The sequence below is a fragment of the Chryseobacterium sp. 'Rf worker isolate 10' genome (genome assembly GCF_050753305.1).
GTDB lineage: Bacteria > Bacteroidota > Bacteroidia > Flavobacteriales > Weeksellaceae > Chryseobacterium.
The window spans coordinates 1363188-1386096 of sequence record NZ_JBOZOF010000001.1; the positions used below are offsets into that span (position 1 = coordinate 1363188).

A 22909-nucleotide genomic window follows, 5' to 3' on the forward strand; every position below is an offset into this window, starting at 1 on the left:
ATTTTCTAGGAAAACTTCCAATCACGAATCACGAAAACATGAAATTATTTATAACAGGAATAGGAACCGAAATCGGAAAAACAGTCTGTTCAGCTGTTTTGGTTCAGCATTTTAAAACAGAATACTGGAAGCCCATACAGTCTGGAGATCTTCATTATACGGACAGTCATAAAATTGAAGCCTGGACAGATACCGAATTTTGCCATCCGGAAACTTACCGTTTACAGCTGGCAGCATCACCACATCAGTCCGCAAGAGAAGAAAATATTACCATCAATCTGAATGATTTTCAATTACCAAAAACAGCAAGTCCATTAATTGTAGAAGGTGCCGGAGGTCTTATGGTACCCATATCCGACACTACTTTCATGATAGATTTGATTGAAGAATTGAACCTTCCTGCAGCACTGGTCGTCAGAAATTATCTGGGTTGTATTAATCACAGCTTATTGTCAATCATCGCATTACAGCAAAGAGATATACAACTGGAATATTTAATTCTTAACGGGAATTTCCCCGAAGATACGGAAAGAGTGATCTGCAGTTTTATCGAAAAAGAAACAAAAATTATAAAGATTCCCGAAATCAATACTACCGATAAGGAATCTATACAGCATGCTGCAAAGCAATTAACAATAACAAAAATAGGATAATGGATACAAAAACAACATTAAGAAACAACTGGACTAAAGAAGAAATTGAGGAAATTTACCACCTTCCCCTGATGGAACTGATCTATAAAGCAGCCACCGTACACCGCGAATGGCACGATCCTTCTGAAGTACAGATTTCCACTTTATTATCCATCAAAACCGGCGGATGTCCTGAAGACTGCTCCTACTGTGGACAGGCAGCCCGTTATCACACGAATATTAAAGTACAGGCTTTATTGCCTACAGAAATTGTAATTGCCCACGCCCAGAAAGCAAAAGATTCCGGATCATCCAGATTCTGTATGGCAGCAGCATGGCGTGAAGTTCGTAACAACCGCGATTTCGACAGGGTAATTGATATGGTAAAAGGAGTAAACGATCTTGGTCTGGAAGTTTGCTGTACACTGGGAATGCTTACCGAAGAACAGGCTATCAGATTGCAGGAAGCAGGATTATATGCTTACAATCACAACCTTGATACTTCCGAACAATATTATGAAGAAATCATCTCTACCAGAACTTTTGATAATAGAATCAATACCATCAATAACGTAAGAAATGCAGGAATCACCGTGTGTTCCGGAGGAATTATCGGACTTGGTGAAACCCATAGAGACAGAATTTCAATGCTTCTGACGTTGGCAACAATGCCAAAACACCCGGAATCTGTTCCTATCAATGCATTAGCGAGAGTTGCAGGAACACCTTTAGAAGACAATGAAAAAGTAGATACCTGGGAAATGGTAAGAATGATTGCTACCGCAAGAATTGTAATGCCTTCTTCTATGGTGAGATTAAGTGCTGGTCGTATAGAAATGTCGGAAACAGAGCAGGCGTGGTGCTTTATGGCAGGGGCCAATTCTATTTTCACAGGAGAAAGAGAAACGTTATTGGTAACACCTAATCCTGGAGTTTCCGAAGATATGCAGATGCTTCAGACATTAGGACTGAAACCTATGATGAAAAAAGAAACATGCTGTTAGATAATTATGAATTATAAATGATAAATTATGAGTGATGAGTTGGATTATTGTTATGATAGCACTTATTATAAAATTGGTTTTTGAATTTTTATAAACTGCTGTAATCGGATATGAGTTGGAAAACGCAAAGACGCAATGATTTTTAAAATATTAGCAATCGATGATAAATTTTGCGCCTTTGCACTTAATCTAACATTTAACATATTCAACTAAATTATTGTTAGATCCAATTTCATCACTCATTATTACTTTTTTACATCAATATATGAATACAATAACAAAAGAAATCAGCCTGCAACAGAGAGATAAAGCAGTCAACTGGCATCCCTATACGCAGATGAAAACAGCTGACGATATTATTCCCATTGTAAAGGGAAAAGGAGTTTACCTTTATGATAATGAAGGAAAACAATATCTGGATGTTGTTTCATCTTGGTGGGTAACGCTTCATGGGCATTCTCATCCTTATATTGCACAACGTGTTTTTGAGCAGTTAAACACGCTGGAACAGGTTATTTTTGCAGGATTTACGCATGAACCGGCTGTAAAGCTTTCAGAAAACTTACTGAAGCTGCTTCCGGCTGGTCAGGAAAAGGTTTTTTACTCCGATAATGGTTCTACAGCAGTAGAAGTTGCATTAAAAATGTGTATTCAATATGCATATAATCAGGAAAAAAAGAAAACCAAGATTTTAGCTTTTAAAAATGCATATCACGGAGATACCTTCGGAGCTATGTCTGTAAGCGGAAAGAGTTTCTGGACAAGACCTTTCGAAAGCATGCTGTTTGAAGTTGTTTTTATTGACACACCCAATGCTGAGAACCTGGATAGTTTACATGCGCAGATTAAAGAATTAGCCGATGAAGTAGCCTGTTTTATCTATGAGCCATTAGTTCAGGGTGCTGCCGGAATGTTGATGTATAAAGCTGAAGATCTCAGCCAGTTGATGAAATACTGCAGGGAAGAAGGAGTCCTTATGATTCAGGATGAAGTGTTTACAGGATTTGGGAGAACGGGTAAGCTTTTTGCAGCAGATTATCTCACAGAAAAACCGGACATTATGTGTTTTTCAAAAGGATTGACAGGAGGAACAATGCCTATGGGAATCACGACCTGTTCCAATGAAATATACAATGCTTTCCTTTCTGATGACCGTTATAAAACCTTATTTCACGGGCATTCGTTTACAGCTAATCCTTTAGCATGTACCGCAGCTCTTGCCAGCATGGAACTATTACTTACAGACGAAACTCAAATGAATATCAATCGCATTACTCATCAGCATTCTGAGTTTGTGAAAGCACTTGCTTTTCATCCTCATGTAGAAAAGGTTCGACAAATCGGAACTATTTTAGCGTTCGATTTTAAAACCGGGAATGATACTTCTTATTTCAATGAAATAGGGAAGAAGCTTTACAATGAATTCTTACAGAGAGGGATTATCATGAGGCCGTTGGGAAATGTAATCTATCTGGTTCCTCCGTATTGTATTACTTCCGAAGAATTAGACTTTGTATATCAGAATATTATGGAAGTTTTGGATCTGTTTAAAGAGTAAACGATCCGTTTTCCGGTAATAATTATTTTTAATTTTTTTAATGTACCTTATAGGTTTCCAGAACCTATAAGGTTTTTATGTTTAATGCTGGTGCCAGTATTTTTTAAAGTTCCTGTTCTGCTTTCTTCAATACACTAATCAGCTCTTTCAATTCATCTTTATTGAATTCCAGTAAGTTCTGATTAAAATAATGAGACGGAATTTTTATATAATTAACCCAAGAAGAAAGTTTTTCCCGATAAACACTTCCAAATTCAATATTACTCATCGTAACAAACTTGTATTTGGTTTCCTGATTCGCCTTTTCATTTTCTCTCTGTTCAACAGTCTGAAGAGCCTGAATCAGTTTTCCCAGTTCATTTTTATCAACGGTGAGTGTTTTTTTTGATATTTCATCAAACGTTTCGTATTCATACATGATTCCCAGAAGAGATTCTGATGAACTGTCAGACATATCTTTTGTTACAATTTTTTGAATAATCAGGTTTTTAAACTTACCCAGATTGGTGATTTTTTTCTCAATTAATGTGCCTTTTCTTGAATTGACAGTAAGTCCGCGGGATGTGGTATTTGATCTTTGAATCGTTGGCGGAGGCGCTATCTGTGCACCTGCCCATGTACCTAGTACACAGGATATCAAAATAATGATTCTTTTCATTTGTAAAAATTGGTATTAGTTTTTATACACTTAAAATTATACTGTAATATTCGACAATATATAAAATATTAATCAAATAGTTTTAACCAAGATCATTTCCCCAGGAATGAAGTTCGGAAAGAATAGGTCCTAGCTTTTGCCCTTTCTCCGTTAGTTTATAATAGACTTCCGGCGGAAAATTATAAACTTCAATCCGTTCAATAATAAGATCCTCTTCCAGCTGCTTCAGCTGCTCTGCCAATACTTTCTTGGAAACGCGGGGCATATTTCGCCAAAGCTCCACAAAACGCACCTGATCTTCTTCCAAAAGATTGTGCAGGATAAAAGGTTTCCATTTACCCGAAAGAATTGTCAGGCTTCGTCTTAATCCACAGTTTTTATATTCTTCAAAATTCATAAGTCCATTGAATATTTATGGTTAACCTTTTGGTAACCTTCGATTGTTTTACCCTCATTGGGCAATAGCTTTGCTATACAAACTTAAGTAAAATGAAATTACAATTATGGCGCAATGCAACATTGCTATTGAATATTGACGGGATTTCCATCCTGGTAGACCCAATGTTGGGTGAAAAAGGTTCTATGGGAAAAATACCAATGACAGACAGTGAATTACTGAATCCCCTCGTAGATCTGCCTTTCAGTAAAAAGGAATTAAATAAAAAATTAGAAGGAATTGATGCCGTTGCTGTAACCCATCTTCACCCTGATCATTGGGATACTGAGGCTATTGAGCTTCTTGATAAAAATATTCCAATAATTTGTTCAAATGTTATTGCAGACCACATTGCAGAGCAAGGATTTACAAATATTATTACGGTGAATCATACTCTTCAATGGAAAAATATTGAGATATCTACAACCAAAGGTCAGCATGGAACCGGAGAAATCGGAGAAAAAATGGGAATCGTAAATGGTTTTGTTTTTAAAAAAGAAAATCAATCTGTCTACATTGCAGGAGATACCATCTGGTATGATGAAATTGCACAAGAAATTGACAAACACAAACCACAGCACATTATTGTAGCTGGGGGAGCTGCTACTTTTTCCGTAGGAGATCCTATTATCATGACCAGTGAAGATATTATAAAAGTCTGCAAATATGCTCCGGAATCCACTGTTTGGGTAACCCATCTGGAATCCGTAAGCCATTGCAGAGAAGACCGTCAATTTATTCAGGCAAAAATTAATGAAAATGGATTAGAGAAAAGATGTTTTGTTCTGAATGACGGAGAAGAAGTTGACCTTCATTTTTAATTTAAAGGGCTCTTAAATAAAACAAAAAAAGGATAGAACTCATTTCTATCCTTTTTTATTTATCAAATGGTAATTTTAATCTTCTACACACTTATTTCTCGCAGCTTTCAATCCAAAATAGAACATCAGCAATACCGCACAGCTTAATAAATAAAATGAACTGTTCCAGGAAATATCCCAATCATGCAGTTTTCCAAACAATGGAGGCCCGAATGCGGCAATCAGGTATCCTACAGACTGCGCCATTCCCGATATCTTAACTGCATTGATACTGCTTTTCGTTCTCGTAGAAAAGAACAGAATCGACAGGCTGAATGACAAGCCATTAGAAATACCAATAATAACAGCATTGAGATAGATCCATTGGGATTTCAGGAACACAAACATCATCGTACTTCCAAACATCAGAGCACATATAAAAAGGATCATAATCCTCTGGTCTTTCATTTTACTGGCAATAATCGGGCAGCAGAACGTCACAGGAATCATCGTAATCTGAATCACAAAAAATACCCAGCCGGAGCTTTCTCCCTGCATATGAAAATCAGCAAGAAATGAGGGAAGCCAGGCTACCAGACAGTAATAAAATAAAGACTGTAGTCCCATGAAAATGCTGATATTCCATGCCTGAGCAGATTTGAACATATTAAAATCTGAAGTACTGAGTGCCGTTTTAGGTTGATTTGGATTTCTTTTATTAAATATAAATTCCAATGATAAAACAAGAAAACCCAATGCTGCAATCACGAGCCAGATTCCCAGGGAACCTTTCCATCCAAAACCAGTTAATTCTCCGATTTTCACACTGAATCCGGAAGCCAAAGCTGCAGTAAGATTCATGGATACAGCAAAAATTCCTGTCATAAGACCTATCTGTTTCGGAAAATTATTCTTAACATATCCTGGAGTGACCACATTTCCGATACATATTCCTAAACCAATAAATATCGAACCTAAAAATAACAGCCATAGAGATCCTGTAATCCGCAGAAACAATCCAAAACTTAAAATAATCAGAGAATACATCAGAAGTTTACTGATCCCCAACTTATTAGAAAACCTGCTTACAAGCACAGAACATGCAGCAAACATAAACAGTGGAATAGAAGTAAGCAGGCTCACCTGAAAATTATCAAGCTTCAAAGCATCTCTTATCTCTCCCAATACAGGAGCCACCGCCACAATGGGCGAACGCAGGTTGCTGGAAATTAATATAACAACCAGAACATTAATGATTAATAAAACATACGAAGCATTCTTTTTTACTTCATTCTTCATCATAATAAAAACTTTTGTACAAAATTAGCACAGTAATTTTGTTTAATTTTGCCAAAGTTTTAACCTAAAACGACATGAACATCAACGAAAGTATAGAAATAGATGATCTGAAGAAACCCTATTTTGTATGGTTTGAAGAAAACTGGGTTCACGATGATGTTCTCCATCATCACCAGAAAGGCCAGCTGGTGTATGTAGAAAGCGGTTTTCAGTATATTACCATTGAAGAAAAAATATACCTTCTTCCTCAGAATCATGCAGTATGGATTCCTCCCTATGCTGTCCATAAGACCAATTCCCATTCTGAAAAGATCAAGCTGATGATTATGTTTGCAGATGTCAGTACAAAGGAACCTTTCTATCATGAAGTGAGTGTGTTTTCTGTTCCTCCGGTTTTAAAAGAAATGATAAAATATGCAGAAAAATGGTCTAAGCTGATGACTTCAGATAACGATGAAAACCTATTTTTAAAAGCCCTCTTCAACGAACTGCCAAGATTTGTAGAACATTCTCTGACACTTCATATCAGTCTTCCAAAAGACAAGCGCCTTACCAAAGTCATGGAATACCTTCACAGCCATTATCAGCATGAAATTAAGATGGAAGATCTGAGCGATGCCGCTCTGTTGTCTTTCCGTACCCTTGAGCGCATTTTCAAAAAAGAAACCGGACTCACTTTAAGTAAATACCAGCAAATGCTTCGTATTATTAAAAGCCTTGAGCTTTTAAGCTCGGAAAATCTTACTATTTCTGAAACAGCCTATAAAGTTGGGTACAAAAGTGTGCAGGCATATACAAGAAGTTTTTTTTCTGTAATGCAGTTCAGGCCAACAGATTTTATTAAAACAATTTAACAGCCGTTTAAAGCACCTACAAGCAGTATTCAAATATAGTGAAAAAGGGATTTATAAACCTGTTAAAACTTATGCTAATCCTTTATAGAAAAGAGATTGAGTCGTTTAAAAAATAGAATATTTCACATTTATATAAATTTTCCACTTCAATAGCCTATATTCAATTATGAGATCATTGAAAACAAAAAGGTCTCCACGAATGGAGACCTTAAAAAAACACAAATGATGAAAAAAAATTATTTCGATTCACAAATATAAGCAAAAACTCCGTTATACAAGACATTATAAGTTCATTTTTTTTAAAAATTATTTATTTTAAGTAAAAATAATTATTCTCTAAATGATTTTAGTTTTCTTTAGGATTCCGGAATTCTTTATGTAAAAATGTTCACTATCAAAGATAATTCGCCACCTGATGAATTGTATGCTGTTTTTTTACCAAAATCAAAGAATCGCTAAAAGTGAATTATTATGGAAACACAGTATATTTAAGTTTATCTTTAAACAATTGTTTAACTATTTTATGACGCTGCTCATAAAGTTCAGTACGGTTTTTGTAGTAGTTTCCCAAAACATATAATTGCATGGGTCCAAAAACATTCAAGGGAGTTCCAACACAAAAATTCGGCGGTTTTCATGATACGGAAAGCAGAATATTATTTAAACAGGAATTGATTCCGTTGAAGTTTGAAATATTGAGAGAAAGATTTTTTTCAATCAATAAGTGGAAAGATTATTCCGGTGAAGCATTTGCTGCTTTTAAACTGTATGACTTCAATGGTCATCCGGTAGATCGTGAACCTCAAAAAGGAGATTTTATCCGCATTGATATTCCGGGACCTGGAGAACCTGAAGCCAAAGGATATGATTGGGTAGAAATTACTGATATTTGTTTCTATCAGGACAGCTTTTCCGAAAGTATATCGATGATCTGCAGACCATCCAGAAATCCTGAAAATAAAAAAAGCCGGCATGTTGCTCACTTTTACAGTGCTGCATCCAGTTCTACATTTATGATATCCAGAAACCCTGCCCATTTAAAAGCAGCTGTATATGGGCGAAATGAAAGACCAAATTTCAATGCAAATTTCTTTAATGTTATAAGAAACCTTACCATTGCCCCCGGAGGAATGATGGGGGCTGCCAAAATACAATGGAAGCAGCTTACTGATGGCTTTCTAAATCTTGATTAAAATTTTTCTGCCTTTTTTGATCTAAGTCAAAGTTTTTTATCTGTTGTACCGGGACCTTTGCCCCCGAATATTTTAAACAAAATTTATGAGTACAACATTAGAAAAAGGGCAGACGATTAATTTCTATCAGGCAACCGCACCTATTATTATTTCAGTATTTGCGGTTTATCTTACCATAGGAATTGCTTTGGGAGTACTTCCCAGTTTTGTTCAGAACACTTTGGGCTTTGACAGTATTATTGTAGGTCTTGTTATTGGATTACAATCGCTGTCAACACTTTTAACCCGCGCTTATTCCGGTAAAATCACAGATACAAAAGGTGCCAAGAAAAGTAAAATGTCCGGTGTAATGCTAGCTGTTATTGCAGGAATTGTTTATGTCTTGGCAGTATCACTTCAAGCTCATCCGGTTCTTGCACTTACTTTTCTTATATTGGCGAGAATCCTTCATGGGGTTGGCGAAAGCTTTCTCGTCACCGGAGCATTAACCTGGGGAATAGGTCTTGTAGGTACTTCCAGTTCCGGAAAAGTAATGACCTGGAATGGTATTGCCATGTATGCCGGAATTGCTATTGGAGCCCCTCTCAGTATCTGGCTAAGTAAAGAATACAGTATCCTTCCTGTTTTTGTCTTTATTGCCCTGCTTCCGCTTGTAAGCTGGCTTTCTACAGTACAGCTTCCATCAATTCCTGTGGATAAAAATCATATACGAACACCTTTCTACAAAGTCATTGGTGCCATATCAGGACAGGGGTTGAGTCTTGCCTTTTCATCAATGGCTTTTGGGTGTATTGCTACTTTTATTGCTTTATTTTTTTCAGAGAAAAATTGGGGTGATGCTTCACTGGCTTTTATGGTGTTCGGAATATGCTATGTGCTGACCAGAATTTTCTTTGCTTCCTTTCCTGATAAATACGGAGGATTTACAATTGCATTAATCTCTCTGATCATAGAAGTGGCAGGACAGATGCTGATCTGGACTTCAGGTTCAAAAGTAGCGGCTATTATCGGATGTGGATTAACAGGCGTAGGGTTTTCATTGGTTTTTCCGGCGTTGGGAGTTCTTGCGATTCAAAAAGTAAAACCGCAAATGAGAGGAACCGCTTTAGGAGCTTATGTGGCTTTTGTAGATCTTTCATTAGGACTGGCAGGTCCCATTGCGGGATTAATTGCCAGATGGTTTAATTATCAGACTGTATACTTATTTGGAGGAATCAGCTGTGTCTTTGCAATGGTTATTTTACTATTTAATAAAAAATAAAAATGGAAAACACTTTAACAACCCAAATAAAAGAAACGAAAAAAATACGTTCTGTATTTACCGTTAAAAAGAAACTATTGATTACACCACATCTTATCCGTGTTGTATTTCATATTGGTGAAAACCAGGCTGAATTATTAGCCAATGTTAAATCCGGTTCTAATAATAAAATCTTTATCCCAACTGAGGAAAACAGCACTGTTATGAGAACTTACACCAACAGAAAAATTGATCTTGAAAAACATGAATTGAGTATAGATTTTGTTGCTCATGGTGATAATGGTCCTGCCTCTGCCTGGGCATTGAAAACTAATCCAGGAGACCTTTTGGAGATAGGAATGAAAGAAAGTATAAAACCTTTAGTTCCTAATGCTGATTTTTATCTGCTGGCAGGAGATGCAACAGCATTACCCGTTATTTGTGCCATTGCAGAGCAACTTCCATCCTATGTAAGTGCAAAAATAGTGTTGGAAGTGGCAGGTAAAGAAGATGAACTTATTCTGTGCTCCGTTGCAGATGTATCAATAGAATGGCTGCATAATCCTCACCCTGAGCAGGGAAGCAGGCTTGCAGAAAAAGTGAAATCTATTGATTTTCCATCCGGAGTATTGAAAGAATATGTTTACATCGCAGCCGAATACACCACTGTAAATGAGCTTCGTTCTTATTTCAAAACGACACTGGAATGGGATCCGCATGGGATGTACATTTGCTCATACTGGAAAGCCGGACAGGCAGAAAACCCGTAGATAGTAGAGATGAAAGGGTGTAAGCAAAGCCATTTATTACTATTTTTGCTTACATGCAGGAACTTTTAACTTCATATATCAACAATAGAATATCAGTAACGGATAAAGAATTGGAAACAATTCTTTCTTATTTCAGACCTGTTCAGTTAAAAAAGAATGAAATGCTGCTTTCCAACGGGCAGAACAGCCAGAGAACTTTTTTTGTAGTCAAGGGCTGTCTCCGTATATTTTTCATCAATGAAGAAGGGCAGGATTCCACCCGGTATTTTGCATTTGAAAATCAGTTTGCAACAGCACTTACCAGTTTTATTACTTCTGAACCCTCCGAGGAATTCATAGAAGCTGTGGAGGATTCAGAAGTATATTATATTACGCATAAAAATTTTTATCATCTTCTGGACATTATCCCGCAATGGGAAAAGTTTTACAGGATCTATCTGGAAACTGCCTATGTAAACAATACAAAGAGGCTGATGTCTTTCCTTGTACAGGATGCTCTTGAAAAATACCGTCAGCTGCTGGATGAAAATCCTGTTGTGGTAAGAAGGCTTTCCAATAAATTGGTAGCTTCCTATCTTAATATTTCACAGGAGACACTGAGCAGATTGAAATCCAGGCTTTGATTTTTGTTTGATGAAACTAACATTTTTACGAAGAGCTATTATTTATTTAAACTGCTTTTAAACTGGCTAAAATTCTCAAAAAATTAATACTACAGCCTGCTCAGGAAAAATTTAAGCCTTATATTTGCATTCATGTTAAAATGGTTCTCCATATTATGTTCAATGATGTATGTTCTGGCTACCACCAATGCGGGGGAAGTACTGAAGGTGCCTATGTTTGTTGAACACTTCATGGAATACCATGGAAGCTTTTCAGAATTTGTAATGGAGCATTATGATAATCACAAGGAGGATTCTGACTGGGATGCCGATCAGAAACTGCCGTTTATCAATCCGCCAATTGTACTGACTGTACATGCACAGCTTCCGGAACTTTCATTCGAGATAAAAAAACCTAAGGAAATTACTGTTTCAAAGAAAAGCAGTATCTACAAGGAAAAAGATTTTTCCAATCAGTATCTTTCTCAGATTTTCCAGCCTCCACGGCTTTCTTAATCAACTTTATATTGAAAATTAATACTTTATGTTTTTACTTAAAGTAGTCAATTCTTGTTACATATCCATTAATTCGTAATGCATTGTATTGGTGCTTAAACCTTAGCTAAAAAAGTTGCAAACACTTTGTTTTGAACGCTTAAGTTTTGGAGAGATCCCAGCTTTATAAAGCATTCCGGATTACAATTAATAGTTTTTCCATGTTAAATAAAATCATTGAGTTTTCTGTAAAGAATAAACTCATCATTGCTCTGTTTACAGTAGCTCTTATCTTGTTGGGAGTCTATGAAACCACCAAGCTCCCCATTGATGCTCAGCCGGATATCACCAACAATCAGGTTCAGATCATTACGACTGCACCTTCTTATGGGGCGGCAGATATAGAACGTCTTGTAACCTTTCCTATTGAGCAAGCTACCAGCAACATTAGCGGAATTAAAGAACTGAGAAGCTTTTCACGTTTTGGACTTTCGTTAGTAACTGTCGTTTTTGATGATAATACCGATGTATACTGGGCCCGACAGCAGGTTCAGGAGCGTTTACAGCTTGTTCAGGACAATATACCGGACGGAATCGGGAAGCCGGAATTAGGGCCTATTTCAACCGGACTGGGAGAGATTTTCCAATATGTGGTGAGAGCCAAAAAGGGATACGAAAGTGTGTATGATGAAACTGAACTGAGAACCATTCAGGACTGGGTGGTCAGAAGGCAGCTTCTCGGAACGAAAGGGGTGGCAGATGTCAGCAGTTTCGGAGGAAAATTGAAACAATATGAAATTGCCATTAATCCTAATAAATTACAGGCGTTCAACATCAATATCAATGATGTTTTTGCAGCGCTGGAAAAGAACAACCAGAATACCGGAGGCGCTTATATTGAAAAGAAAGAAACCGTTCTGTTTATTCGAAGCGAAGGTCTTCTGGGAAGTACAGAAGATATTGGAAGTATTCAGGTAGCGGAAACCAAAGATGGCATTCCTGTACATATAAAAGATGTAGCGTCTCTAAAGATCGGTTATGCGACAAGGTATGGCGCTATGACTTATAATGACACTGGAGAAGTGTCCGGAGCTATTGTTCTGATGCTGAAAGGAGAAAATGCCAATGTAGTGATCGGAAATATCAAGCAAAGATTAGAAAAAATTCAGGAATCATTACCGGAAGGAGTGGTGATTGAACCTTTCCTTGACCGTGCTAAAATGGTGAACAATACCATCAGTACAGTAAAAACAAACCTGATGGAAGGTGCTTTGATTGTCGTTTTTATTCTGGTTTTATTTTTAGGAAATTTCAGAGCAGGATTACTGGTGGCTTCCGTTATTCCTTTGGCCATGCTTTTCGCCATTATTATGATGAATATTTTCGGGGTTGGAGGAAATCTGATGAGCCTTGGAGCACTGGATTTCGGTCTTATTGTGGATGGAGCCGTCATTATTGTGGAAGCCGTGTTACATCAACTTGCCCATAAAAAGCATTTTGGAAAAGACAATATGCTAAGCAAAAGAGAAATGGATGATCAGGTTTCAAGCTCTGCGACCAAAATGGTTAACAGTGCAGTTTTCGGTCAGATCATTATCTTAATCGTATATCTTCCGATTTTTACGCTTCAGGGAATTGAAGGAAAGATGTTCAAGCCTATGGCTCAGACCGTTGCTTTTGCTTTGATTGGAGCATTTATTCTTTCCCTGACTTATATTCCGATGATGAGTTCTCTGGTATTAAGCAGAAAGAAAAAAGAAAAAGAGAATATTTCAGACCGCGTCATGGGTAAAGTGGAAACCGGACATCAGAAATTACTGATGAAGGCTCTTAAATTCAGAAAAACAATTATCATAGGTGTATTAATCCTCTTTGCAGGCGCTGTTTTTATCCTTTCCAGAATGGGAGGAGAATTTATTCCGTCTCTGGAAGAAGGTGATTTTGCGGTTGAAATGAGGGTCCTTCAGGGAAGTAATATCAGCGAAACCAAAAAAGCCACTACTCGGGCTGGACACATCCTTTTAACACAGTTTCCTGAAGTAGAAAAGGTGGTTATGAAGATCGGTAGTGCCGAAATTCCTACGGAACCAATGCCGATGGATGCCGGAGATATGATTATTGTTTTGAAACCTAAAAAGGAATGGACTTCTGCAAAATCATTTTCTGAGCTTTCTGATAAAATGAGTAAAGCATTAAGTGTTATTCCCGGGCTGACTACCAGCTTCCAGTTTCCCGTACAAATGCGTTTCAACGAACTGATGACCGGGGCAAGACAGGATGTGGTCTGTAAAATTTACGGTGAAGACCTGGACAGCCTTGCTACCTATGCGAAAAAGATTGGAAGCATCATCAATACTGTAAAAGGGGCGCAGGATCTTTATATCGAACCTGTAGTAGGTGCTCCGCAGGTTGTAATCGATTATAACCGTTCTGAGCTGTCCCGATATAATATTTCGGTAGCAGATATCAACAGGGTGATCAATATGGCTTTTGCCGGCCAGACTGCCGGAGCTTTGTATGAAGGAGAAAAGAAATTTGATATCGTTGTCAGAATGGATAATGAGCATAAAAAAGATATTACCAGCATCCAAAATCTTTTGGTTCCTACTTCTTCGGGAGAACAGATTCCCTTGTCACAGCTTGCTAAAGTAGAGCTTAAAAACAGTCCGAACCAGATTCAGAGGGAAGATACCAAAAGGAGAATTATTGTAGGATTTAACGCAAGAGGAAGAGATGTTCAGAGCATTGTGGAAGAGCTTCAGCAAAAAACAGGTAAAAGTCTGAAATTATCACCAGGATATACCATTTCTTATGGAGGTGCTTTTGAAAATTTAAATGAAGCCAAAGCCAGATTGGGTGTAGCTGTTCCCATTTCGCTAGTGATGATTTTCCTGTTATTGTTCTTTGCTTTTGGATCTGTAAAACACAGTCTGCTGATCTACACAGCCATTCCATTGTCTGCGATAGGAGGTGTGTATTTTCTAGCGTTGAGAGGAATGCCTTTCAGTATCAGTGCAGGAGTGGGATTTATTGCTTTATTTGGGGTTGCCGTACTTAATGGAATAGTTTTGATATCAGAGTTTAATCGATTGAAAAATAACGGAATAGCTAATACCAACAGAATTGTGCTCATAGGTACAAAAATCAGGCTTCGTCCGGTTTTAATGACCGCTTTTGTAGCATCTCTGGGGTTTCTTCCCATGGCGATAAGCAACGGAGCAGGAGCTGAAGTACAGAGACCTTTGGCAACTGTAGTTATTGGAGGACTGATGCTTGCAACCCTTTTAACCTTATTTGTACTTCCAATTTTATACGTCCTGTTTGAACATATTAATAAAGATAAAATGAAATTCTCAAAAAAACTCAACTATAAAAAACTGTCTGTTTTCTTATTGTTAATGGTCTTCGGAATTGATCAGGCTCAGGAAAACATCACCTATGACCAGGCTTTGGAAAAAGCATACCAGCAGAATGGTACTCTTAAAAACTCAAAATTAGTATCAGATTATCAGGAAAAACTAAAGGCCAGCTATCTGGATATTCCCCAAACGGAAGTTACGGGTGGATTTGGACAGATTCAGGGAGAAGAAACGGATAATTCATTTGGAATCTCTCAAAGGTTCAGCTTTCCGACAGTGTATTCAAAAAGAAAGCAAATGCTGGATGCTGAATGGTCTGCTAGTGTCATCAATCAGAATCTGACCAAAACACAGTTTACCAAAGAAGTTACAGACGTTTTCTACAGGATACTGGTGCTTCAGGAAAAGAAAAAAGTCTTGGAATACATCAGCCAGCTGTATAATAATTTTGCAGAAAAAGCAGGATTAAGATTAAAGAAAGGAGAGGCCAATATTCTGGAGGAATCCACTGCTGAAATTCAGAAAGAGCAGATCAAAGTACAGTTGAATACCCTTGAAAATGATCTGAACATCGCAAAACTTCAGCTTCAATTATTATTACAATCTACAACTCCTTATCAACCCATTGCAGACCAGCCTACAATGAACATTGGTCTACAGATTTCTGAAGAAATGGTAAAACAGCACCCTGAACTTCAATATCTGCAGCAACAGATTAAAGTAGGTGAGGCAGAAGTACAACTTGAAAAAAGCAGACTGCTTCCGGATCTTCTTATAGGATATACCAATCAGAGTATGAAAAACATCAATAATAATCGTTTCAACTCAGTTCAGATGGGAGTGGGAATTCCACTGTTTACCAAAGGACAAAGAGCTTTAGCCAAAGCAGCACAAGCTAAAATCGCCATCTCCGAAAATCAATATCAGAGAAAAGAAATTGAGCTTAAAAACAGACTGAATCAACAGTTAAATAATTATATGAACCAACAGCGGATCATCGAAAATTATCAACAAAAACAGCTTCCAAAATCTGAAATTATTTTAAAAACAGCCCAGAAACAAATGGAAGTAGGGGAAATAGATTATCTGAACTGGGTAATACTGGTGAATCAGGCCGTAAAAACCAAGGCAGATTATATTGATCAGCTGGAAAAACTTAATCAGATCGGAGCCGAACTTCAATTCTTAATTTCAAAATAATACATCATGCATTTCAAGAATATATCACTATACAGCCTTGCTTTCATCCTTACTTTATCTTCATGTTCAGGAAAAAAAGAAGAGGAAAAAACGGTTTATGAAAACACCAAATTTTCTAAAAACGACAAAAACTCCGTTCATCTTACAGAAAAACAGATTCAGTCTGTAGGGTTAACAACCACCACCATTCAAAATAGGAATATGGAGAAACTGGTAAGGCTGAACGGAAAAGCAGAAATTGCACCTTCCCACATTAGTTTGGTTTCCAGTATTATGGGTGGACATATCAAGTCTATCAATGTCATTAATGGAAGCCATTTCAGTAAAGGACAGGTACTCGCTGTTGTGGAAGATCCTCAGTTTATACAATTGCAGCAAGATTATCTGGTGACAAAAGCTCAGCTCGAAGCGGCAAGATTGAATTTTAACCGTCAGAAAGATTTGAATACAAGCAAAGCCAGCAGCGATAAGACTATGCAGACCGCTCAGGCAGATTATTCTACTTTGAACGCTACTTTAAAAGGGTTGGAAGAAAAGCTGAGAATCATCGGAATCAATGCCAAAGGTCTGAATACCGGAAATATCAGAAGTAAGATCAATATTTATGCTCCGTTTACAGGTTTTGTAAGCAAAATTCTTGTGAATAACGGACAATATATCAACCCGGCAGATACTTTGTTTGAACTGATCAATCCAGCTGGATTACTTTTAGAATTAAAGGTTTTTGAAAATGATGTGAATGATGTAAAAGTGGGTCAGGAAATTATAGTGTACAACAATCAGAATCCGGATGTGAAATCCAATGCCAAAATTGTCAGCGTAGTTCCTAGTATTGAAAACGGAGGCTCTGCAACGGTAATCGCCAAATTATCTTCTGTAAATACTGAATTTGTAAAAGGAATGTATGTGAATGCCGAAGTAAATATCAGCAGCCGTTATACACAAGGCCTTCCCAACGAAGCGGTAGTCTCTTTTGAAAACAAAAATTATGTTTTTGAAGACCTTGGAAAATCCAATTACAAAATGATTCCCATAGTGACCGGAATTTCAGATGACCAGTTTACAGAGGTATTAAAAGCTGATTTTTTAAAGGATAAGAAAATTGTACAGAAAGGAGCTTACAGCCTTCTGATGATGCTTAAAAACAAAGCAGAATAGTATTAAATAAATTCTATATTATTAAAAAAGATCATTCTTTCGAATGGTCTTTTTTATTTATTATGACTAAAAAATCAACGTAAAGTTATCATAGTTATGTATTATAAAGTAAAGAGAACAAAGGGAGAATCAATTTTATCGATTTATTTAATTAATGAAAATAGAAACATGACATTTGACATGTTTTACATATTGACAAATGCTATTTTATGCATAATTCATTTTAAAATAATATTTTTAGGAAGTGAATAGTTGTAAAGGATTTTTAGATGAATAATAAAAGAACTTTTATCAAAAACTTTATGACAAAAAAACCTTTGCACAATTTCCATATTCCGGTAATGGGACTGGCTTACACCATAGACAGCCCAATTCGAGTTGCCCAATATGGAATTTCTTCTGTGATCTCCATCATTGATGATGAAATCCTGGAAAAGATGAAGAACTTTTACAATAAAAAGTTCAATCTTGATTATTTCGGAATTTCAACAAAAACAGAGGATTACAGAGCAAAAAGAGTTACCGCTTATCTGGATATGGTAGATGATATCGTGAATGAGAAATTTGAATCTTTCAAACAGGAAATCAGCAAAAATAAAGAGGCTTTGAAGGACTTCATGGCCATGCTTCCCAATACTTCAGATCTCAAAAACAGCCTTCAGAATCTTATTAATCAAAAGGATGAATGGAGTTCCAATATCAAAAACTTCATTGAATCCAATCTAAAACCGGGAAGTATTGATGTCAATATCATGACGAAAGTAGATAAAGACAATTATCAAAATAACGAACAGCTTCCTGTGATGTACAACGACGCCCATGCCTCACTGCGTGGATTTGCCAAAAGTAAATTATCATCATCAATGGTTCTTTCTGCAGGCATGAATCCTCGTTTGTACAGCTATATGGAAGAGTTCGAAGATTTTTTCCCGGATGAAAACGGAAAGATCAAAAAGAAAATTATTCTTAAAGTAAGCGATTTCCGTTCTGCCATGATTCAGGGGAATTTTCTGGCAAAAAAAGGATTGTGGGTATCAGAATATCGAATAGAATCCGGATTGAACTGTGGAGGGCATGCTTTTGCAACCGAAGGAATGCTTCTTGGACCCATTATGGAAGAATTCAAGCAGAAAAAAAATGATCTGATACAATCTGCTCATACTTTAATGACAGCTGCTTTAGAGCAAAAAGGAAAACCCACAGTTTCTGAGCCTTTAGAAATGAAAATTACCGTTCAGGGTGGAGTAGGAACTTCCGAAGAACATGAATTTTTATTGGCTCATTACAGTGTAGACAGTGTAGGATGGGGTTCCCCGTTTTTACTGGTTCCGGAAGCAACCTCTGTAGATACCGAAACCCGAAATTTACTTGTACAATCAAAAGAACAGGATTTTTATCTGAGTAATATTTCGCCATTGGGAGTGCCTTTCAATACCGTAAAAGGAACTTCCAACGAAACATTGAAGTATGAAAAAGAAGCAAAAGGGAAATACGGAAGTTCGTGTCCCAAAAAACTTCTGGCATTAAGCAAAGAGTTTTCTCAGGAAGGAACATGTACCGCATCTAAAAAGTATCAGGATATCAAACTGAAAGAACTATACGAAAATAAAGATGTATTCACTGAAAAGGAATTTGATAAAAGAAAATCAGAAATTACTGATAAAGCCTGTCTTTGCGTAGGACTTGTGAATGCTGCATACATGGAGCAAAACCTTGAAATTAAAGGTGAGAAACAGGGTGTTGTAATATGTCCGGGACCTAATATTGCCTTTTTTGACAAAGAAGTTTCTCTTTCAGATATGGTAAAACATATCTACGGAAACAACAATGTTCTTTCAGATAATCAACGCCCGAATATGTTCATCAACGAATTGAAAATGTATGTGGATTATCTGAGAAAAGAAATTACAGAATCTACTGTGCAGATTACCCATTCGCAGACCAAAAAATGGAATGCTTTCAAGAAAAATGTTCTTGAAGGAATAGAATATTATCATGAGCTTTTTAAAGCATCATCATACTTCAGCAACGGTTTATCAACCATCAACCTGCAATTACAGGAATACAAACTTCAGCTTATTGCTATTGATGTTCCACAGGTTGAAAAATAACCGTATTTTTAATTGATAGATAATAAAAACAGCTTTCAAATGGAGCTGTTTTTATTTTTTTAGTTGTTTTTGTTGGAAAACGCAAAGGCGCAAGGTATTATTTTATACAATGTTTACTTTAAGGCGCAAGAAAATCGAAGATTTTCAACAAGCGAGGTGTTAAGAGTTTTTACAGATTTTTTGCGAGAGATATAAGATAAACAGTATTCAATTTTATCGGGGATAAAATCTTTGCGTCTTAAAGCAGTTAGTTTTTAATTTATTTGCGCCTTTGCGCTTTTCCAACAAATATTTAGTCAAAAAAAACGAGGAAACATCAGTATTTTCATTTATAATAACTATAGCATGAATGTCTATTTTGAATATTCTCCGGGCTTAATATTCCTTACCTTAGAGCTCACTTAGTAAATTATTTTTATGGAAAAAAGAAAGATCAAAAACACCGATTTATCGATTGCGCCGATCAATTTTGGAGGAAATGTTTTTGGATGGACGCTGGACGAGAAACAGTCTTTTGATATACTGGACCGCTTTACAGAAGCAGGATTCAATTTTATAGATACTGCAGATACCTATTCATGGTGGGTAAACGGAAAAGGAGGACAGTCTGAAGAGATCATCGGAAAGTGGATGAAGAGCAGAGCTAACCGAAATGATATTGTTTTGGCAACCAAAGTGGGTTCAGAAACAAAAGAACACGGTTATGATATCAGCAAAAAGCATATTCTAAAATCTGTAGATGAGTCTTTACAGAGGCTTCAGACGGATCATATTGATCTTTATTATACTCATTTTGATGACAATACCACTCCGGTAGAGGAAACACTTGCAGCATATGATGAGATCATTAAAGCTGGAAAAGTACGTTATATTGCGGCTTCCAACTTATCTCCGGAACGTTTAAAAGCATCCTTTGAAGCTGCTGAAAAGAATAACCTTCCTAAATATGTTGCATTACAGCCTCATTACAACTTAATGGAGAGAGAAGGTTTTGAACAAAATTATGCCCCGCTGGCAGAGCAGTTTGATTTAAGTGTATTCCCGTATTGGTCTCTGGCAGCAGGCTTCTTAACAGGTAAATACCGTGATGAAGCAGATCTTGCAAAAAGTGCAAGAGGTGAAGGAGTAAGAAAATATTTAAATCCAAAAGGACTTGAAGTCTTAAAAGCACTGGATCAGGTAAGTGCAAAACACAATACCACTCAGGGAACAGTTTCTCTGGCATGGCTGTTGTCCAATCCTTTGATCACAGCACCGATTGTAAGTGCTACCAGTGCCTCTCAGCTTGAAACGGTGTTCAATGCACCAAAACTTGTTCTGGATCAGGAAGATATTGCATTGCTTAATAACGCAAGCAACTAGTTTTTTTCAACTTTATTATAGATTAAAATTAAATCCGTTCATTACTGAACGGATTTTTTATGGTTCGACGATATTAACCACCCCGGCAAAAATTCTTTGAATTTTCGCCACCCCTCCAAAGGATTGGAATTTAGGTTTTCGGTTGTTATATTCGGTTTTTACTATTAATCGGAATATTCTTTCAGAAGCTGTCTGTAGCTCATTAATATTGAGGATTTTGAAATAAACCCGATAAAGTCATTGTTGTCATTTATTACCGGAAGATTCCATACTCCAGTATCATCAAAGGTCTGGAGAATATCCAATGGTTTATTCTCGCGGTGAAGAACGGCTGGCGGAGCTTTCATAATCTGGGTAACCGTCTGGGAAGTTTCCATTTCTTTGTTGAATAAATAAGGTCTTATATCATCCAGAGTAAGAACTCCTTTTAGTTTTTTGTTTTCATCCACAACAGCAAAAATATTTTTATCACCATTCTTTATCATTTCAAACAGTTCAGTAACAGAAGCGTTTTCATTAATGGTCTGGGAATATTTATCAATAAAATCTTCGGTTCTTAAAGCAAAAAGGAGGTTTTTATCATGCTTATTTGTAAATATTTTCCCTTCATCGGCTAATGATTTTAATTCCGGAGAAATCGGAGAGAACCATTTGGCAATAAGATAGGAGATTATGGAAACAATCATCAGAGGGATAAACAAATCATAACCAAAACTTGATTCTGCAATCAGAAATATAGCCGTAAGCGGGGCATATAATACACCACTCATGGCGCCTGCCATCCCAACCAGTACAAGATTGGTCACCGGAACGTCTGTAAAGCCAATATGCTGGCAAACCAATGCAAATAAGTATCCCAAAGTTCCACCGGCAAAAAGAGAAGGGGCAAAATTACCTCCGTTTCCGCCGCTGAATATAGTAAATGAAGTTGCAAATGCTTTTAAAAGCAATACCAGAACCAGGAAGATAATAATCGTCCAGTCACCGATCTCAAAATATCTGAAAAAACTGTTTTCAATAATAGAGTAGGTATTTCCGTTGGTAAAAGCCTTTACCGTTTCATATCCTTCCCCAAACAGAGGAGGAAAAAGAACACATAATAGAGAAAGGACAGCTCCTCCGAACATCGCTTTACGCATTCTTGAAAGCTGAAGCCCTTTTATAAAATGCTCCACTTTTTGAGAAATAATGACAAAATAACGGGCATACAACCCTGTAACAATTCCTAAAATAAGATAATACGGAACATTTTTATAGTTGAATGGATCTCTGGTATAAAATCTGAAAAGAACATCTTCCTGAAGCAAAATCCTCGACAAAAGACTTCCGCAAACCGCAGCCACAACTAAAGGAATAAAATCTGTGAAGACGACTCCAGTTAAAAGAATTTCAAAGGCAAACATAATCCCGGCAATTGGAGCATTGAAAGCAGATGCAATCCCTGCTGTAGCACCAGCAGCCAGCAATAAAGTACGTTCTTTGTAGCTTAATCTGTATGTTTGTGCATAGTTGGAACCAATGGCAGCTCCGGTAACGGCAATAGGACTTTCCAATCCTGCTGAGCCTCCCAATCCTACGGTAACAGCACTTTGTATTACCTGAGAATACATTTTAACGGACGCTACAATACTGGAGTTCTGTGCAATTTCATATAAAATGGCTCCAATCCCTTTACGATCCTGACCTTTAAATATTGTCAGAACGATCATCGTAGTGAGAACAATTCCTAAAAAAGGAAAAACAATATAAAATAATATCTGATACTCAAAGTGAACTTTATTGGTAATGAAATAATGAATATTGTGTACCAGAGTTTTCAGAATAACTCCTGCAAGACCCGCCGTACAGCCTACCAGAATTCCGGAAAGAACAAGAAATTGGTTTCTGCTCAGCCTGTTGTTCAGCCAATGCAGAATAAGCTCATAACTGCGTGCTTTTTCTAGTCCGTATTTTTGGAAATCTCTTTTAAATTTAAGGAAGTTAAGGTACTTTTTTTTGTTGTGAATTTTCACCTTGGAAATATTTTACACTATCATCAGATTGATAAAGCAGCGTAAATTTATGAAATATATCACAAAAAACCTCATTTTGGAGCTATACACTTGCTCTATCATTTCTATTTTTGTAATTTATATTTTAATTTAAAATTCAAAATTTCTTCTAAATTTGGTAATAGAT

The 22909-nt window shown here is 36.8% G+C and carries 18 protein-coding genes; 14 read left to right on the forward strand and 4 right to left on the reverse strand.

Going from position 1 to position 22909, the window contains the following annotated elements; all coding sequences use genetic code 11:
• The first annotated feature begins 38 nt into the window (after positions 1–38).
• From bioD to bioA, 3 genes are all read left to right on the forward strand, one after another.
• Entirely contained in the window at positions 39–653 is a 615-nt protein-coding gene (gene bioD / locus LKL37_RS06070; RefSeq protein ID WP_431609677.1) for a dethiobiotin synthase, read from the forward strand.
• Positions 653–1636, forward strand: coding sequence for a biotin synthase BioB (gene bioB, locus LKL37_RS06075; RefSeq protein WP_431609678.1), 984 nt, complete (start codon positions 653–655; stop codon positions 1634–1636). The genes bioD and bioB overlap by 1 nt, the downstream gene beginning before the upstream one ends.
• Positions 1637–1901: 265 nt before the next feature.
• Complete coding sequence (bioA, locus tag LKL37_RS06080) at positions 1902–3194, forward strand: adenosylmethionine--8-amino-7-oxononanoate transaminase (RefSeq protein ID WP_431609679.1); 1293 nt, start codon at positions 1902–1904, stop codon at positions 3192–3194.
• 103 nt (positions 3195–3297) lie between these two features.
• On the opposite strand, the gene LKL37_RS06085 is transcribed toward bioA, so the two are convergent.
• Both LKL37_RS06085 and LKL37_RS06090 read right to left on the reverse strand, forming a co-directional pair.
• The gene (locus LKL37_RS06085) at positions 3298–3852 is read right to left on the reverse strand and encodes a hypothetical protein (protein ID WP_431609680.1); all 555 of its coding nucleotides are present in this window, start codon (positions 3850–3852) and stop codon (positions 3298–3300) included.
• Positions 3853–3934: 82 nt separating this feature from the next.
• The gene (locus tag LKL37_RS06090; RefSeq protein WP_431609681.1) at positions 3935–4249 is read right to left on the reverse strand and encodes a winged helix-turn-helix transcriptional regulator; all 315 of its coding nucleotides are present in this window, start codon (positions 4247–4249) and stop codon (positions 3935–3937) included.
• Between the two features lie 92 nt (positions 4250–4341).
• On the opposite strand from LKL37_RS06090, the gene LKL37_RS06095 reads away from it, so the two are divergent.
• Positions 4342–5109, forward strand: coding sequence for an MBL fold metallo-hydrolase (locus LKL37_RS06095; RefSeq protein ID WP_431609682.1), 768 nt, complete (start codon positions 4342–4344; stop codon positions 5107–5109).
• Positions 5110–5184: 75 nt separating this feature from the next.
• Here the strand turns inward: LKL37_RS06095 and LKL37_RS06100 are convergent, their stop codons facing one another.
• Entirely contained in the window at positions 5185–6390 is a 1206-nt protein-coding gene (locus LKL37_RS06100) for a CynX/NimT family MFS transporter (protein ID WP_431609683.1), read from the reverse strand.
• A 71-nt stretch (positions 6391–6461) separates the two neighbouring features.
• Between LKL37_RS06100 and LKL37_RS06105 the strand changes: the two genes are divergently transcribed.
• From LKL37_RS06105 to LKL37_RS06150, 10 genes are all read left to right on the forward strand, one after another.
• Entirely contained in the window at positions 6462–7241 is a 780-nt protein-coding gene (locus tag LKL37_RS06105; protein ID WP_431609684.1) for a helix-turn-helix domain-containing protein, read from the forward strand.
• A 584-nt stretch (positions 7242–7825) separates the two neighbouring features.
• Positions 7826–8434 carry a hypothetical protein gene (locus LKL37_RS06110; protein WP_431609685.1) on the forward strand — a complete coding sequence of 203 codons (609 nt, stop codon included), beginning with the start codon at positions 7826–7828 and terminating at the stop codon, positions 8432–8434.
• Between the two features lie 85 nt (positions 8435–8519).
• The gene (locus tag LKL37_RS06115) at positions 8520–9695 is read left to right on the forward strand and encodes an MFS transporter (protein WP_431609686.1); all 1176 of its coding nucleotides are present in this window, start codon (positions 8520–8522) and stop codon (positions 9693–9695) included.
• A gap of 2 nt (positions 9696–9697) precedes the next feature.
• A complete protein-coding gene (locus tag LKL37_RS06120; RefSeq protein ID WP_431609687.1) occupies positions 9698–10444 on the forward strand; it encodes a siderophore-interacting protein in 747 nt (248 codons plus the stop codon).
• Positions 10445–10497: 53 nt separating this feature from the next.
• Positions 10498–11067, forward strand: a complete 570-nt coding sequence (locus LKL37_RS06125; RefSeq protein ID WP_431609688.1) for a Crp/Fnr family transcriptional regulator — start codon at positions 10498–10500, stop codon at positions 11065–11067.
• 132 nt (positions 11068–11199) lie between these two features.
• Entirely contained in the window at positions 11200–11562 is a 363-nt protein-coding gene (locus LKL37_RS06130; protein WP_431609689.1) for a hypothetical protein, read from the forward strand.
• A gap of 200 nt (positions 11563–11762) precedes the next feature.
• Complete coding sequence (locus LKL37_RS06135; RefSeq protein ID WP_431609690.1) at positions 11763–16100, forward strand: CusA/CzcA family heavy metal efflux RND transporter; 4338 nt, start codon at positions 11763–11765, stop codon at positions 16098–16100.
• Between the two features lie 6 nt (positions 16101–16106).
• A complete protein-coding gene (locus LKL37_RS06140; protein ID WP_431609691.1) occupies positions 16107–17258 on the forward strand; it encodes an efflux RND transporter periplasmic adaptor subunit in 1152 nt (383 codons plus the stop codon).
• A 302-nt stretch (positions 17259–17560) separates the two neighbouring features.
• Positions 17561–19369, forward strand: coding sequence for a hypothetical protein (locus LKL37_RS06145; protein WP_431609692.1), 1809 nt, complete (start codon positions 17561–17563; stop codon positions 19367–19369).
• Positions 19370–19786: 417 nt separating this feature from the next.
• A complete protein-coding gene (locus LKL37_RS06150; protein ID WP_431609693.1) occupies positions 19787–20731 on the forward strand; it encodes an aldo/keto reductase in 945 nt (314 codons plus the stop codon).
• Between the two features lie 164 nt (positions 20732–20895).
• Here the strand turns inward: LKL37_RS06150 and LKL37_RS06155 are convergent, their stop codons facing one another.
• Complete coding sequence (locus tag LKL37_RS06155) at positions 20896–22743, reverse strand: chloride channel protein (RefSeq protein WP_431609694.1); 1848 nt, start codon at positions 22741–22743, stop codon at positions 20896–20898.
• Positions 22744–22909: the final 166 nt, after the last annotated feature.

Excerpts from the sequence above, each read along its gene's own strand:
- bioB (WP_431609678.1), top strand. The coding sequence starts at position 653 with ATGGATACAAAAACAACATTAAGAAACAACTGGACTAAAGAAGAAATT.
- LKL37_RS06100 (WP_431609683.1), bottom strand. The coding sequence starts at position 6,390 with ATGATGAAGAATGAAGTAAAAAAGAATGCTTCGTATGTTTTATTAATC.
- LKL37_RS06110 (WP_431609685.1), top strand. The coding sequence starts at position 7,826 with ATGGGTCCAAAAACATTCAAGGGAGTTCCAACACAAAAATTCGGCGGT.
- LKL37_RS06115 (WP_431609686.1), top strand. The coding sequence starts at position 8,520 with ATGAGTACAACATTAGAAAAAGGGCAGACGATTAATTTCTATCAGGCA.
- LKL37_RS06090 (WP_431609681.1), bottom strand. The coding sequence starts at position 4,249 with ATGAATTTTGAAGAATATAAAAACTGTGGATTAAGACGAAGCCTGACA.
- LKL37_RS06145 (WP_431609692.1), top strand. The coding sequence starts at position 17,561 with ATGACAAAAAAACCTTTGCACAATTTCCATATTCCGGTAATGGGACTG.
- LKL37_RS06120 (WP_431609687.1), top strand. The coding sequence starts at position 9,698 with ATGGAAAACACTTTAACAACCCAAATAAAAGAAACGAAAAAAATACGT.
- LKL37_RS06150 (WP_431609693.1), top strand. The coding sequence starts at position 19,787 with ATGGAAAAAAGAAAGATCAAAAACACCGATTTATCGATTGCGCCGATC.
- bioA (WP_431609679.1), top strand. The coding sequence starts at position 1,902 with ATGAATACAATAACAAAAGAAATCAGCCTGCAACAGAGAGATAAAGCA.
- LKL37_RS06105 (WP_431609684.1), top strand. The coding sequence starts at position 6,462 with ATGAACATCAACGAAAGTATAGAAATAGATGATCTGAAGAAACCCTAT.
- LKL37_RS06085 (WP_431609680.1), bottom strand. The coding sequence starts at position 3,852 with ATGAAAAGAATCATTATTTTGATATCCTGTGTACTAGGTACATGGGCA.
- LKL37_RS06140 (WP_431609691.1), top strand. The coding sequence starts at position 16,107 with ATGCATTTCAAGAATATATCACTATACAGCCTTGCTTTCATCCTTACT.
- LKL37_RS06135 (WP_431609690.1), top strand. The coding sequence starts at position 11,763 with ATGTTAAATAAAATCATTGAGTTTTCTGTAAAGAATAAACTCATCATT.
- LKL37_RS06130 (WP_431609689.1), top strand. The coding sequence starts at position 11,200 with ATGTTAAAATGGTTCTCCATATTATGTTCAATGATGTATGTTCTGGCT.
- LKL37_RS06095 (WP_431609682.1), top strand. The coding sequence starts at position 4,342 with ATGAAATTACAATTATGGCGCAATGCAACATTGCTATTGAATATTGAC.
- bioD (WP_431609677.1), top strand. The coding sequence starts at position 39 with ATGAAATTATTTATAACAGGAATAGGAACCGAAATCGGAAAAACAGTC.
- LKL37_RS06125 (WP_431609688.1), top strand. The coding sequence starts at position 10,498 with ATGCAGGAACTTTTAACTTCATATATCAACAATAGAATATCAGTAACG.